14 protein-coding genes are annotated in these 14,177 nt (G+C 40.6%); 12 read left to right on the top strand and 2 right to left on the bottom strand.

All coding sequences use genetic code 11. From position 1 onward, the window contains the following. Positions 1–51: 51 nt before the first annotated feature. Entirely contained in the window at positions 52–1,398 is a 1,347-nt protein-coding gene (locus tag HWE15_RS01575) for an MBL fold metallo-hydrolase (protein ID WP_290505741.1), read from the bottom strand. A gap of 169 nt (positions 1,399–1,567) precedes the next feature. Here HWE15_RS01575 and HWE15_RS01570 point away from each other — a divergent pair, with 169 nt between their 5' ends. The 7 genes from HWE15_RS01570 (at position 1,568) to HWE15_RS01540 (ending at position 7,409) form a co-directional block, all read left to right on the top strand. Continuing rightward, positions 1,568–2,062, top strand: coding sequence for a C40 family peptidase (locus HWE15_RS01570; protein WP_290505740.1), 495 nt, complete (start codon positions 1,568–1,570; stop codon positions 2,060–2,062). Between the two features lie 223 nt (positions 2,063–2,285). Then, the gene (gene atpD, locus HWE15_RS01565) at positions 2,286–3,788 is read left to right on the top strand and encodes a F0F1 ATP synthase subunit beta (RefSeq protein WP_290505739.1); all 1,503 of its coding nucleotides are present in this window, start codon (positions 2,286–2,288) and stop codon (positions 3,786–3,788) included. Positions 3,789–3,872: 84 nt separating this feature from the next. Next, on the top strand, positions 3,873–4,118 hold the full coding sequence (gene atpC, locus HWE15_RS01560) for an ATP synthase F1 subunit epsilon (protein ID WP_290505738.1): 246 nt from the start codon (positions 3,873–3,875) through the stop codon (positions 4,116–4,118). 149 nt (positions 4,119–4,267) lie between these two features. Further along, entirely contained in the window at positions 4,268–4,462 is a 195-nt protein-coding gene (rpsU, locus tag HWE15_RS01555) for a 30S ribosomal protein S21 (protein WP_135075686.1), read from the top strand. A gap of 153 nt (positions 4,463–4,615) precedes the next feature. Beyond that, positions 4,616–5,500: a tyrosine-type recombinase/integrase gene (locus HWE15_RS01550; protein WP_290505737.1), complete on the top strand. Its 885-nt coding sequence runs from the start codon at positions 4,616–4,618 to the stop codon at positions 5,498–5,500. Between the two features lie 37 nt (positions 5,501–5,537). Next, on the top strand, positions 5,538–5,843 hold the full coding sequence (gene raiA, locus HWE15_RS01545) for a ribosome-associated translation inhibitor RaiA (RefSeq protein WP_290505904.1): 306 nt from the start codon (positions 5,538–5,540) through the stop codon (positions 5,841–5,843). A gap of 120 nt (positions 5,844–5,963) precedes the next feature. Beyond that, positions 5,964–7,409 (top strand): glycosyltransferase family 39 protein, encoded by a 1,446-nt coding sequence (locus tag HWE15_RS01540; RefSeq protein ID WP_290505736.1) that lies wholly within the window; start codon positions 5,964–5,966, stop codon positions 7,407–7,409. Here the strand turns inward: HWE15_RS01540 and HWE15_RS01535 are convergent. Beyond that, entirely contained in the window at positions 7,403–9,100 is a 1,698-nt protein-coding gene (locus HWE15_RS01535; protein ID WP_290505735.1) for a glycosyltransferase family 39 protein, read from the bottom strand. The genes HWE15_RS01540 and HWE15_RS01535 overlap by 7 nt on opposite strands. A gap of 83 nt (positions 9,101–9,183) precedes the next feature. On the opposite strand from HWE15_RS01535, the gene HWE15_RS01530 reads away from it, so the two are divergent. From HWE15_RS01530 to HWE15_RS01510, 5 genes are all read left to right on the top strand, one after another. Further along, the gene (locus HWE15_RS01530) at positions 9,184–10,179 is read left to right on the top strand and encodes a glycosyltransferase family 2 protein (RefSeq protein ID WP_290505734.1); all 996 of its coding nucleotides are present in this window, start codon (positions 9,184–9,186) and stop codon (positions 10,177–10,179) included. 100 nt (positions 10,180–10,279) lie between these two features. Continuing rightward, on the top strand, positions 10,280–11,146 hold the full coding sequence (locus tag HWE15_RS01525; RefSeq protein ID WP_290505733.1) for a lysylphosphatidylglycerol synthase transmembrane domain-containing protein: 867 nt from the start codon (positions 10,280–10,282) through the stop codon (positions 11,144–11,146). Between the two features lie 43 nt (positions 11,147–11,189). Continuing rightward, positions 11,190–12,005: an orotidine-5'-phosphate decarboxylase gene (pyrF, locus tag HWE15_RS01520; RefSeq protein WP_290505732.1), complete on the top strand. Its 816-nt coding sequence runs from the start codon at positions 11,190–11,192 to the stop codon at positions 12,003–12,005. Between the two features lie 160 nt (positions 12,006–12,165). After that, positions 12,166–12,729 (top strand): hypothetical protein, encoded by a 564-nt coding sequence (locus tag HWE15_RS01515; protein ID WP_290505731.1) that lies wholly within the window; start codon positions 12,166–12,168, stop codon positions 12,727–12,729. Between the two features lie 211 nt (positions 12,730–12,940). Next, complete coding sequence (locus HWE15_RS01510) at positions 12,941–14,107, top strand: DUF2851 family protein (protein ID WP_290505730.1); 1,167 nt, start codon at positions 12,941–12,943, stop codon at positions 14,105–14,107. Positions 14,108–14,177 lie beyond the last annotated feature (70 nt).

Below are 14,177 nucleotides of genomic sequence, written 5' to 3'. Positions count from 1 at the left end.
TCCCTGAAAACTTCAGGGACTTTAGGTGATTAATCAACTTTTGCCGTTCGCTTAGTGAACAACTTCTTGGAAATCTTTGATTGCTTCGCTGAAATCTAGTACCTCCGCATTTTTCAAGGCACCAGCAACGATACTGGAACCTGCAGCTGATCTATATCCTCCCGCACAGTGAACCACGACTGGTTTGCCAGCAGGAATTTCTGTTGCGCGCTCACGCAATTCATGAAGCGGAATATTGATGCTTTCTTCAAAAATTGGGGTGTTTTTATGCTCATCAGCACTTCGGATATCCACGATAGTGAAGGCGTCTGGATTAACTTTGAACGCTTCTACATCGAAAGTGCTTTCAGTCTCAGTCATTCCAGCTGGATTGACAACTGCTCCCTTGATGAATTGCTCATATCCAATTTTGGCAGCTTTGTAGATCAAAATTTCCAATTCAGAAGCGGAATCAGCTACTAGGAAGAAATGTTCTTCCGGACCAACGATTGATCCCAACCAAGTTTCGAACTTTCCGCCGTTCATGATATTGATCGCGCCTGGGATATGTCCTTCACGGAACTTATCCTGCTCACGGGTATCGATTACCAAGGCACCTTCAGGAATGTTGGATCCTTCTGGCCAGATACTCACTCGGGAAATAGAACGCTGGTAAGCCGGAGCACCTTTTTTGTTCATGTCCACATCATAGCCAAAGTATTTTGGAATGTAAGGTTGGCCTTCAAGCAAAGAGTTTACAAATGTTTGCTCATCTACGTCTCCAAATGCCCAGTTGGTAGCTCGTTGCTCACCAATGGTAGATTGACGGGCATCACTTAGGTTTTTACCGCAAAGTGAACCTGCACCATGAGCCGGATAGACGATTACATCATCTGCCAAAGGCTTCAATTTATCCTGAACAGTGTGGTACATCATTTTCGCCAATTCTTCGCGCTGCGCCTTCATGTTTCCAGCTTTTTCACGCAAATCAGGACGGCCTACATCACCGATAAACAAGGTGTCGCCAGAGAATAGCGCATAGTCCTTTCCATTTTCATCTTTCAACAAAATGCTGATAGAATCTGGAGAGTGACCTGGCGTGTGCAAAGCATGGAAAGTAACTTTTCCCATTTGGAAGGAATCTCCTTCATCAAACCCTGTATGTGGATATTCAGCACCTACAAGCTTGGATACATAGATAGTAGCATCTTCATTTTGGTGGAATTCCAAGTGAGAACTCACGAAATCCGCATGGGGATGCGTCTCAAGTACGGCTACGATCTTTGCATTATTTGCTTCTGCAAAATCATAATACTGTCGAGGGTTTCTTCCTGGGTCTACCAGCGCTACTTTTCCTTCACTTAAAATTGCATAGCTGGCATGTGCCAAGCCTTCGTCATAAAATTGTTGGATATTCATTTTCTATATGGTTTTTCAAATTTGATATCACAAAGTTAAAAACTGACAAAAGTCCGTTTCGGTGACGCATGTCACCTAACCAAAAGATAGTCAGCCGACTGCTGATGTATAAATGCTTTTTGGGTCAATTTAGTTGCATCAAAACGAATTAGTAATTAAAATTGATTCTATGCCTAATCGGAATTTCGTACTGTTTAAGCTTCCATGTTTGGGTTGTGTATTGCTGATTTTCAGTGTTTTCATTTTTTCCTGTAAATCCTCCAAAATACCTGAAAATGATCCTGCTTTCCAAGTGATCAATACAGCAAAATCTTATTATGGTACACCTTATAAATATGGAGGGACGACTCGGGCAGGAATGGATTGTTCGGCCTTGCTTTTTCATTCCTTTTATTCAGTTGGAATCAATTTGCCTAGAATGTCCGCCGATCAGGCTGAGCAGGGGGTGAAAGTTTCTACCAGAGATTTAAAACCCGGTGATGTTCTTTTCTTTGCTACGGGTAAACGGAAAAAGCGGGTTACTCATGCGGGCATTGTCACCGAAGTTCAGAAAGGTGATATTCGCTTTATCCATGCCTCGACATCTTTGGGTGTGACGGAAGACTACCTCAGCAATCGTTATTGGAATAAGGCTTTTTTATTTGCTAGGAGGATTTTAGAATGAGAGGTTTTTGAAGATTTAATTACTAAAAAACTAGCATGAGACCCGGTCTAAATTCTTTTTTAAAAGGAAAGGAAATTTCAAATGGAGAAAGAAGGGCTTATGTTCAACAGGTCTTTGAAATTGAATGGATTAATTTTCCAAATATCCTTTGGTATTAGGCTTTATTGATTAATTTTGCGCACGAATTCAAAAAGCACATCCTTTTTACATTTCATCTAATCAAATGGCAAATATTGGAAAGATAACGCAGGTAATCGGACCCGTAGTGGACGTTTCCTTCGAAGGCGGTAAGCTGCCAAACATCCTTGACGCATTGGAAGTGACCAAAGAAAATGGCCAAACAGTCGTTTTGGAGGTTCAGCAACACCTTGGTGAAGACCGGGTAAGAACAATTGCGATGGACTCATCTGAAGGGATGGTTCGTGGCATGGAAGTAAAAGATATGGGTCAACCTATCTCTGTTCCTACCGGCGATGCGATCAAAGGTCGTCTTTTCAATGTGGTAGGTGAAGCAATCGACGGTCTTCCTCAGGTTCCTGCAGGCAAGCGTCTTCCGATTCACCGATCTGCACCGAAATTTGAAGATCTATCCACTTCTACCGAAGTACTTTATACAGGTATTAAAGTAATTGACTTGATCGAGCCTTATGCTAAAGGTGGTAAGATTGGTTTGTTTGGTGGTGCCGGTGTAGGTAAGACTGTATTGATTCAGGAATTGATCAACAACATCGCGAAGGCTTACTCTGGTTTGTCTGTATTTGCCGGTGTAGGTGAAAGAACCCGTGAAGGAAATGACTTGCTTCGTGAAATGATCGAGTCTGGTATCGTGACTTACGGTGAAGACTTCGTGCATACCTTGGAAGAGCAAGGTGGTTGGGATCTTTCCAAAGTAGATTTGAAGAAACTGGAAGATTCCAAAGCAACCTTCGTATTTGGTCAGATGAACGAACCTCCAGGTGCTCGTGCTCGAGTGGCCTTGACTGGTTTGACACTAGCAGAATATTATCGAGACGGTGATGGTGAAGGTGCAGGAAAAGATATCTTGTTCTTTATCGATAACATTTTCCGATTCACACAGGCCGGTTCTGAAGTGTCGGCACTTTTGGGTCGTATGCCTTCTGCGGTAGGATACCAGCCTACCTTGGCCACAGAAATGGGTGCCATGCAGGAACGAATTACCTCTACGAAGAACGGTTCCATTACTTCCGTACAGGCGGTTTACGTGCCTGCAGATGACTTGACTGACCCTGCTCCAGCGACGACTTTTGCTCACTTGGATGCTACTACGGTATTGTCTAGAAAGATTGCCGAATTGGGTATCTATCCAGCTGTGGATCCTTTGGATTCTACATCTCGAATCCTTTCTCCAGATATTTTGGGTGAAGAGCATTACGGATGTGCGCAGCGTGTGAAAGAGATTCTTCAGCGATACAAAGAATTGCAGGATATCATTGCAATCTTGGGTATGGAAGAACTTTCAGAAGAAGATAAGATGGTTGTACACAGAGCTCGTCGAGTTCAGCGATTCTTGTCTCAGCCTTTCCACGTAGCCGAGCAGTTTACCGGTTTGAAGGGTGTGTTGGTAGATATCAAAGATACCATCAAAGGATTCAACATGATCATGGATGGTGAATTGGATCACCTTCCAGAAGCGGCCTTCAACTTGGTAGGTAGCATCGAAGATGCGATCGCTAAGGGTGAGAAGATGCTTGCTGAAGTGAAGTAAGGGAAATTTTACTAGTTATTGGTTATTAGGCGTTTTAGGACCCACTTTTAACTTAATAACAGTTTACTCTATAATTAAATTAACATGCAATTAGAAATTGTTACTCCGGACAAAAAAGTGTTTCAGGGAGAGGTGTCAGAAGCTTCTTTCCCAGGTGCTTCCGGTGCATTTCAAGTGTTGAATAATCACGCTCCAATTGTTTCTGCTTTGGCAAAGGGAACTGTTTCCTTTACGACTAATGAAGGTAAGCAATCCATGGTTGTAGATGGAGGAGTCGTTGAGGTGAAGAATAATACAATTGTGGTATTGGCTGAAAAAGTTGTAGGCTAATTCAATCAATAATCACAAATAAAGAAAAGTCCAGCTCAACTGAGTTGGACTTTTTTATTTACTAACTAAACGCAAAATCTTGAACACGATAAGTTTCTTATTGTAAAAAGTTTTCTCTACCTTTGCCACCCGAAAGGGGGTGTATACTTATGATCATTGTAAACGTAAAAGAAAACGAATCCATCGAAAAAGCGCTAAAGCGTTTTAAAAAGAAGTTTGACAAAACCGGTGCGGTTCGCGAACTAAGAGCTCGTCAGGCTTTCACCAAACCTTCCGTCAAAAGAAGAGATCAAGTAATCAAAGCGGCTTACAAGCAACGCCTTCAGTCTGAGGCAGAAAAGTAATTAAGTCGTTTTCGAATAAAATCAAACAGCGAGTTTTCAGCTCGCTGTTTTTTTATTGTCTTTTTTGAACTGAAATCCTTCATTTTTTTCTGTGACTTATGTTATGTAGGGAATTCTGATTTTTCGCCTATCTTAAGGTAAGATTTAAGTTAAATGGTCGATTCCTTTATCAATTATCTCCAGTTCGAAAAACGTAGTAGCCCTCATACCGTGGAGGCTTATGAGCGTGATTTGAGACAGTTTGGAGAGTTTTTGGAATTATCTTTTGAGCAATCCGACTTAGCAATTGTAGGACATGCGGAAATCCGGGCTTGGATTATTGATTTGGTTGAGCAGGGATTGAGTACCACCTCTGTCAATCGAAAAATAGCAACCCTCCGTTCTTATTATAAATTTCTGCTTCGTCAGGGAGTCATCCAAAAGGATCCTACCTATAAGTTAAAATCTCTAAAAAATCCGAAAAGACTTCCTGAGTTTGTACAGGAGAAGAGCATTCAGGACGTTTTAGAAGAAGATGTCTATGAAGATGGGTTTGAAGGGTATCGGGATCGGATGATTATGGAGTTTTTGTATTTAACGGGTGTTCGCCTTTCGGAACTGACCGGTCTCAAATGGGCCGATCTAGATTTTCATTCCGAACAGGTTCGGGTGCTTGGAAAACGAAAGAAACAACGGGTTATTCCGCTTTCAAAAGGGCTGATTCAGAATATAATTTCTTACAAAAAAGTATTCGAGGAAAGTTTTCCGAATTCAGGTCAAAATCCGTATTTTATCGTAACGAATTCAGGGAAGCAAAGCTATCCAATGATGGTGTATCGGACAGTTAGGAAATATTTGGATCTTTTTGCTCAGACTAGCAAACGTAGCCCACACGTGCTTAGACATACCTTTGCTACCCATCTGCTCAATAAAGGTGCTGACCTGAATGCTGTCAAGGACTTATTAGGCCATGCCAATTTAGCTGCGACGCAAGTTTACACTCACAATTCTATGGAAAAACTGAAGGCTGTGTTTGAACAGGCACATCCTAAAGCGTAAATAAATAAATTGTTCAACCATTTAAATGCTAAAAGCTATGAAACTGCAAATGCACTCTATCCACTTCGACGCAGATCAGAAGTTGATTGATTTTATCCAGAAAAAAGCCGACAAATTGGATACTTATTTTGACCGAATTATTGACGGCGAAGTTTTTATGAGATTGGACAAAAACGAAAAAAATGAAAATAAGATTGTAGAAATCAAATTGAACGTACCTGGAAAGCAGTTTTTTGCAAAAAATCAAAGTGACTCTTTTGAAGCTGCTGCAGATGATGCGGTGGAAGGTCTTCGTAGACAAATCAAGAAGTACAAAGAAAAAGTTCTTTTGGCTAAGCAATAAAACCTAAACACACTTTTAAGCCCTTGGATTTCCAAGGGCTTATTTTTTTTATATCACATGATGCGAATTTTCAAAAATTACATTTTCCTTTTTTGGCTTGTTCAGGCCCTGCTTTTTTGCTTGAAAATAGTTTTTACTCTCCGACCTGAAATCGACCTATTTACCGAGGAAGCTCATTATTGGCTGTGGTCTGAGCATCTTGCTTGGCATTACTATTCAAAACCACCTCTCATCGCTCTCTTCAATTACCTTAGTACCTCTCTTCTAGGTGTCAATGAACTAGCTGTTCGAATTATCCCTGCAATCTTGGGAATGGGTACAGCATGGCTAACCTTTTTGTTGACAGATTATTTGTTCCAATCTAAAAAACAGGCATTCTGGGCTAGCATGATGCTTTCATCGATGCCCTTTTTCCAAATTTTTTCAACTTTCCATCTGACCGATTCCGAAGTAACTTTTTTTGGTCTATTAACTTGGTATTTACTTGCTAAAGCCTTGGAAAAGAAGACTTGGTTTTTGTGGGTAATTGCAGGATTTGTAGGAGCGCTGGGGATTGCCTCTAAACCTATTTTTATTTTGGCGATTCCAACTTTTGCTTTGTACTTGCTCCATACCAAAAATCTGATTCCAAATCTCAAAGGGTTCATTCTTTTTATTATAATTTTTCTGATCGGCTTTTTACCTAGTTTGATTTGGAATCTTGAGAACGAGTTTCAAACCTTCAAACATTTAGCAACCTTGGGTGGGGTACATGGAGATCCTTCGATTCAAGGGATTGGAGAAGCCATTTTAAGTTTTTTGGGTTACTTAGGAGGTCAATTAGGAATGGTTTCCATTTTTCTTTTGCCTCTTTGGGTTCTTTATTTCCGAAAGGTAAAGGTGAATGATCCCAAACAGCTTTTTTTGATTTTACCTGCGCTTGTCTCTTTTTCGACTTTTCTTTTCATGAGTTGGATTACTTCTGTGGAAGTAAATTGGCCTGCTTTCAGTTACCCGACCCTGGCCATCGCTTTGGCTCATGAAGTTGAAAAAGAGTCTGGGAAGTGGAAGAAATTCAGAAATTGGGGGGTGGCTCTTGGACTTTCATTCCTTCTTCTATTAATACTTCCTGATCATTCTGGCTGGAAGAAATTTACAGGAATTGAAAAAGTTGAAATTCCGGTATTTAAGCGTTTGGCGGGTTATGAGCAATTGACCTCAAGGATCAATTTCCTACAAGATAGTTTGGGGATCGAAGCCTCCTATTTTTTTTCAGAAAGTTATCACACTTCATCCGAAATGGCTTTTTATCTTTCCAATCATCCGAAGACTTATCAAATCAATATTGGAGGTAGAAAAACCCAATTCGACCTTTGGGAAGGAATTGAATCAGAAATAGGAAAGGAAAAGATAGGGGTCTTTGTCAGCTCACATCAAGATTCTCCTGAGTTAGTTACAAAATTTGAAGAGCTATTGTATGAGGAAGAGTATCCGGTTTTTTTTCGAGATGTCTACCTTCGTTCCACAAAAATCCAATTTTGGAGAAATATCCAGGACTATCATCCCGTTAATTCAGATTCTTATTGATTGTTAGTTGGGAATAGAAGGAAGTATTTTTTTCCTGTCGTATCCAAAATGCTATCAAATTCGCTGGTCCCCAATGTTTGAATCAAATCGGGAATTGTTTTCGAACTCCAGTTAACCGTTTCGCTATAAACTTCGAATTGCTTGGAATTGATAGAATCTAAATATAAGTCTTCCAAAATCACGTAATCGTAATCCTTCATTTGTGTTTTCCAATTTGCCCGATCCAAATTGATTAATTGAGTTTTCGGATAGAGGGAAATTCGGATTTTGGACCCAATATGCTCATTTCCTCTGAAAGCAATGACCTTGGGTGCCATATCATACATTTCTTGAAGTGCTAATTTGAGCTGTTGTCCTTGATGTGGGAAGGAAATCAAGGAAGTAAAAAGGGTATAGCTTAAAAAAATCAATAGATAGGAATAAGCAATTGCTTTTGGGAGTTTGTTGCCCTTTTTGATCAATTTTCCCAAGTAGAATAATACAGCAAGAATGAATAGGAGTCGAAACCAAACAAAGTGTCCCTTAAGTCCCAAATAAAGCCCTGCGAGAATTAATACCACATTTAGGCCATAGAAAATAAAAGCAGTTAGGGTGAGTCCTCGCTTTCGGATTTCAAACTCTCCTTTGACAAGAATCCAGCCTAGGTAAACTGCAAGAACGGGAGCAACAGGTAATAGGTAGCGTTCATAAAATTTGCTAGTTAAGGCACCCATCCCCAGAATGGCCAATCCCCAAAGCAAAGCAAATCCGGAGAATTGAGGGTTTTCTTTCCAAGCCTTTGCAATGGTTGATTTTAAATTGGGTAAAGAGAACAAGACCCAAGGGATAAATATGGCAATTAGCAGTCCTAAGGCCATCAGCCCATGTTTGATTACCAAGAATGCCTTCGAAGCAACCCGAACTCCTACTTGATCTCCCAGAAAACTTTCCAAATAGGTCGGTCCATGCATCACCCACATCGCTACAAACCAAAATAAGGCAATGACCAAGCTGACCAATAGGGAAGGAAGATGGAAAAGTTTTTTAAGGGAAGTTTTCTTCCAAGGGTTAAAAATCAAGTAGAGAATTCCAATTCCTCCCAAGGCTGCAGCAGGAAGTCCTTTCACTTCAAAGGCCAGTGCCAAACCACCATATAAAGCCCATGGGGCCCAGTTGGGAATGGATTCCTCTTTTCGTAAGTAAGTGGCAAATCCCAAGGCACTTAATGTCATGGTCAGGACCAAAAGGATATCAGGAATGGATCGTCCCGAGGAAAGAATCAAAACCGGATTTGCAGCCATGATTAGTGCTGAAACGCTAGCAACTTTTTCATCCTTGAATAAAATTTTGGCGAGCTTGAAGGTTAAACCAACCGTTGCTGCACCTGCTAAAAGAAAAAAGATTCGAGAGGCAAAGGCATTTACCCCAAATAATTTGAATCCTGCCAATACTGCCCAATAGGTTAATATAGGTTTCTTGAATCGAAGTTCTCCACTTCCTAAATAGGTGGTCAGGTAATCCCCGTTTCGGAGCATTTCGATGGCAGCATCCCGGTAATACATTTCATCAGGATAATTCATGTGGAATGCCAAGGCAAAAGGTCCCACCAACAGGCAGAATACCCCCATGAGTACCCAAGGGTTGATTTTAAGCTCAGGATTATTGGATAAAATCATTCCCAAAGATAAGCTGATTTGGGTAGTGCGAACCAAATTTTATGTTGTAGAACTTGTATTTCAGGGCGCTTTTTTGTCCCTCGAATTTATTTGGAGTAATTTTGGCCAAATTTTATCCTATGCGAAAGCCACTTGTATCCGTAGTAATCACTGTTTACAACGAAGAAAAAAACATCCAGCCCCTCTTGGAACAAACCTACCATGCCTTGAAGGATTTGGACTATGAGGTGATTTTAGTGGAAGATGGTTCTACTGATGGGACAGTATCAGAGGTGAAAAAATATGCTAATGAGCGAACCAAGCTAATCATTTTTAATCGGAACTATGGGCAAACAACCGCTTTGGCAGCAGGGATTGATTTAGCTATTGGAAGTTATATCGTAACCATGGATGGCGATCTTCAAAATGATCCTTCTGATATTCCTGGAATGCTACAAAAGGCTATGGATGAAGAATGGGATGTGGTTGCTGGGGTTCGGGCCAAGCGGAAAGACGGCTTCGTTCTCCGAAAAATTCCTTCCAAAATCGCGAATTGGATTATCCGGAATTCGACTAAAGTCTATTTGAATGATTATGGATGTACCCTTCGCGTGTACAAGGCTGAGATCGCCCAGAATATGGGCCTGTACGGTGAATTACATCGCTTTATTCCTGTGCTGGCCAAGCAGCAAGGTGCACGAATGACAGAAGTCGATGTAAAGCATCATCCGAGAATTCATGGAACATCAAAATATGGATTAAGCAGAACCTTCAAGGTTTTGGCAGATTTGATTTTGATGCTGTTCTTTCAAAAGTATCTTCAGCGCCCCATTCACTTATTTGGAGGAATAGGGTTGTTTTCATTCATGATTGGTTTTCTAATCAGTATATACCTGCTGATTTTGAAAATTCTTGGAGAGGATATCTGGGGAAGACCAATCATGATTTTGGGCTTTATCTTGATTTTGGGAGGTATTCAATTGGTGACTACCGGAATTATCGCAGAGATGATTGTACGTACCTACTTTGAATCGCAACATAAAAAGACCTACACGGTTCGGTCGGTTTTTGTGGGAGAAAAGCAAGAATCGAAGATAGAAAATACTGAAAATCCGGCTTCTCCAGAAGTAGGATAACTGAAGTATAGTTTAGGTCAGGCTGAGCACTAGAGAGACGGTAGTCTCGAAATCGAAGCCCTATTGTTGACCGAAATAACCAATAACCAATAATCCACTTTTGACTCGATACAAAAACCAGCTGAAGACCCTCCTCAAACTGTTCCTGACCGGTTTGGCCTTGTATCTGGTTTTTCGAAAGATCGATACAAACCAACTTTTGGGCTTGGTGAAAATCATGCATTGGATTTGGCTTCTCCCGGCCATTTTATTTTTTGTTTTAAGTAAGGTAGCCACTGCGGTGCGGCTCAATCAATATTTCAAAAACATCGGTCTATTCCTTTCTGAAAAGCTGAATTTTCGATTGTATTTAGTAGGGATGTTTTATAACCTTTTCCTTCCAGGTGGAATCGGAGGGGATGGCTATAAGGTTTACTTACTCAACAGGGAATTCAAAACTCCTGTCAAAAAACTACTTCAGGCTGCGCTCTTGGATCGTTTGGGAGGATTAGTGGCCATTGTTTTTTTGCTTTTTGGATTGTTTTTAATCGTGGAGGTTGAACTGGAGTTTTTGGAGAGCTCAATTTGGAATTCCCTGCTGATTGGAGGATTGATTCTTACCATTCCTGCATTTTGGTTAGTTCAAAGACTATTTTTCAAAGACTTTCTGCCTTCATTCTGGTCTGCCAATGCCTGGTCCTTTCTCGGGCAGATTGCCCAGCTGATTTGCGCTTGGTTTATTTTAATGGCACTTGGGATTGATGAGAAAATCATGGCCTATCAATTGGTCTTTTTGCTCTCTTCTATTGTGGCAGTACTTCCTTTGACGATAGGAGGAGTAGGGGCCCGAGAATTGGTTTTTGTCTATGCCTATCAATATGCTGGGATAGAGGAAGCGGCTGCAGTTGCTTTCAGTTTGATTTTCTTTCTGATTACAGCTGGGGTTTCTTTGATGGGGGCTTTTGTAAAGGTGGATTTGAAGAGCTAAAAAAATCTTGATTTAATTACCTTTGAAGCAAAATATAAACTCCATGACCCGATCCGAACTTTTCTCCCAAATTCAGCAAAAATCCTCATTCCTCTGTGTGGGATTGGATCCTGATATCCAAAAAATCCCATCTCATCTGCAATCAGAGGCAGATCCCATTTTTGCATTTTGCAGGGAGATTATCGAAGAAACGGCCGATTATGCGGTGGCTTATAAGCCGAACATTGCCTTTTTTGAAGCTTTGGGTGCAAGGGGTTGGGAGACGCTAGCGAGGGTGGAGGAACTCATTCCTAAGGATATTTTTACGATCGCAGATGCCAAGCGGGGAGATATTGGTAATACTTCAAAACTCTATGCCAAGGCATTTTTCGAAACCATGGATTTTGATTCCATTACTGTGGCGCCTTACATGGGGGAAGATTCGGTGACACCTTTTCTTGAATTTGAAAATAAATGGGTGATTCTTTTGGCCTTGACTTCTAACAAAGGCTCTATGGATTTTCAATTGATCCAAGATTCAAACGGTAAACCCCTTTATCAATCTGTTTTGGAGAGAAGTCAAAAATGGGGAACACCAGAGAATACAATGTATGTGGTGGGAGCAACTCGTGGAGAATTGATAGCAGAAGTAAGGAAAGCTGCTCCTGAGCATTTTTTCTTGGTTCCTGGAGTCGGTGCCCAAGGGGGCAGCCTATCTGAAGTGGCTAAGTACGGGATGAATTCCACCTGTGGCCTTTTGGTCAATTCCAGCCGCGGAATTATTTATGCATCCAATGGAAAAGACTTTGCGAAGGCAGCACGGCGGGAAGCAAAAAAGCTTCAGGTAGAAATGAAGCTCTTGCTAGAAGAGTATTTGTAATCTAAACAACCCTCCAAGAGCTAAAAGTCCTTTGGAGTAATTTTTAAATAGGAATTCTATAAAAATTGAAAAGTTTCCCAATACTCTCCGAGTGGTTTGAAACCCTCGGAGTAGTTTAGATATATTTTTTTAAATTACAATTAGTTCAAGTTTGATTTTTATGCCCAGATCAGAAGTTAAATTCGAACCAGGAGAGTATTATCATGTTTGGACTCATGCTATTGGTTCAGAAAATCTTTTTAAGACAAATGAAAATTACCGGTTTTTTCTATCTAAATACACTAGTTATATTAATCCTGTTGCCAAAACTTATGCCTATTGTTTAATGCCCAATCATTTTCATTTGATGGTTCAAATAAAGGAGATTCAGAGCATAGACCCAAGCAAAGCATTTTCACACTTATTAAACTCCTACACACAAGCATTTAATAAAATGTTTCAGAGGAAAGGCGGGCTTTTTGTATCAAATATCAGAAGGAGGAAAATAGAAGATGATTCTTATTTCACAAGATGTATAACCTATATACATCAGAATCCAACTCACCATGGTTTCATAAAAGATTTTAGAAATTGGAGGTATAGTTCATGGAAAGCTATTGTTTCCGAAAAATCTACCAGAATTGAGAGGATAGCTGTTTTAGACTGGTTTGGTGGGATGGCTGGCTTTCTCAAAGATCATGAATCCAGAATTGGGGTTGAAGAGGAATTTATTTTTGGTAAATAGCCTCAGAAACTCTCCGAGGGATTTTTGAACCCTCGGAGAGTAGAAAAGCAAGGTGCCCTCATGGTCCTAAAGGTCCCTTCAAGTAGTTTCTATCTAAGTAATTCAAAAAAATAGAAAGGTCTATTTTATAATCCTCGGAGAGCTTTCCGTAAGTTATACTTGAATTATTAGTTTGAATTTTTTACTTTCAATAAGCTTTTAGTGATAGCTTATGAATTTTAGGGAAGACTTTTTACAGCTCGTCTGGAAGTACCAATATTTTAACCGCAAGGGATTAAAAACTTCCAAGGGACAAACGCTCCAAATTTTAAATGCGGGCATACACAATCAGGGGGAAGGGCCGGATTTTAGGGAAGCATCAGTTGTCTTGGATGGAGTTACCCTACATGGTCATGTGGAGATTCATCGCTTAGCTTCAGAATGGAAGCAACATGCACATGAAGGCGATCCAGCCTATAATTCTGTGATCCTTCATGTAGTTTGGAAGGAGGATCGTGAGGTTTTTCGAAAAGACGGAACCCCTATTCCTACCTTGGAATTAGAAGGAAAGATTTTTCTGGATATTTGGAGAAATTATGAGCGACTTTTGGATTACAATGAGGACCTTCCTTGTGCACATGCTTTGGATAAGGTTCCCGAAATCATCCGCTTTTCGGCCTTGGAAAAAGCATTGGTTGAACGATTGCAGGAAAAATCAGGTCAGCTTCTTCAAATTCTGGAAGATACAAAAGGAGATTGGGAGGAGACCGCATACCGGTGGTTGTTTCACAGTTTTGGATTCAAAATCAACAGTCAGCCTATGCAGGATTTGGCCAGCTTGATTCCGTACAAAATCCTTCAAAAACACCGGAATCAACTACCCGTCTTGGAGGCCATGTTATTTGGTCAGGCCGGTTTGTTACCTGATAAATCGGATGAGCCTTACATCCAACATTTGATTCGAGAGCATGATTTTTATCAGAAAAAATTCGGTTGGGATGCAGGACTGAAGCGTCAACACTGGAATTTTAAGGGCGTCCGACCGAGTAATTTTCCAACCCTTCGGATTGCCCAGCTTGCAGCAATTTTGGGGCAAGCACCAAACCTCTTTCAGGCGGTAATGCAGGATTCACGGGATTTTTCTTCCTTCAAAAAATTACTTCAGGTCAAGCCTTCAGATTACTGGCAGTTCCATTATTCTTTTGGTAAAGCCTCTGAAAAATCGGCCTCCAGAGGAATTTCAGGTACTGTTTTACAATTACTGACCATCAATTTTGTCATGCCGCTTTGGTTTGCTTATGGTAGATATTTTGAAAATTCTGAGTGGAAAGAACGGTGTTTTGATTTGCTGCAGGAAATACCTCCAGAGAGTAATTTCATCATTCGAAAATTTGGATAGTCAGGTTGGAAGGCTGAAAATGCCTTTGATTCTCAGGGAATGATTGGCTTGTATAGGAGTTATTGTACTC

The sequence above is a fragment of the Algoriphagus sp. genome (assembly GCF_013373065.1).
In the GTDB taxonomy this organism is placed as follows: Bacteria; Bacteroidota; Bacteroidia; order Cytophagales; family Cyclobacteriaceae; genus Algoriphagus.
This window is presented reverse-complemented; position numbering and strand designations above follow the sequence as displayed.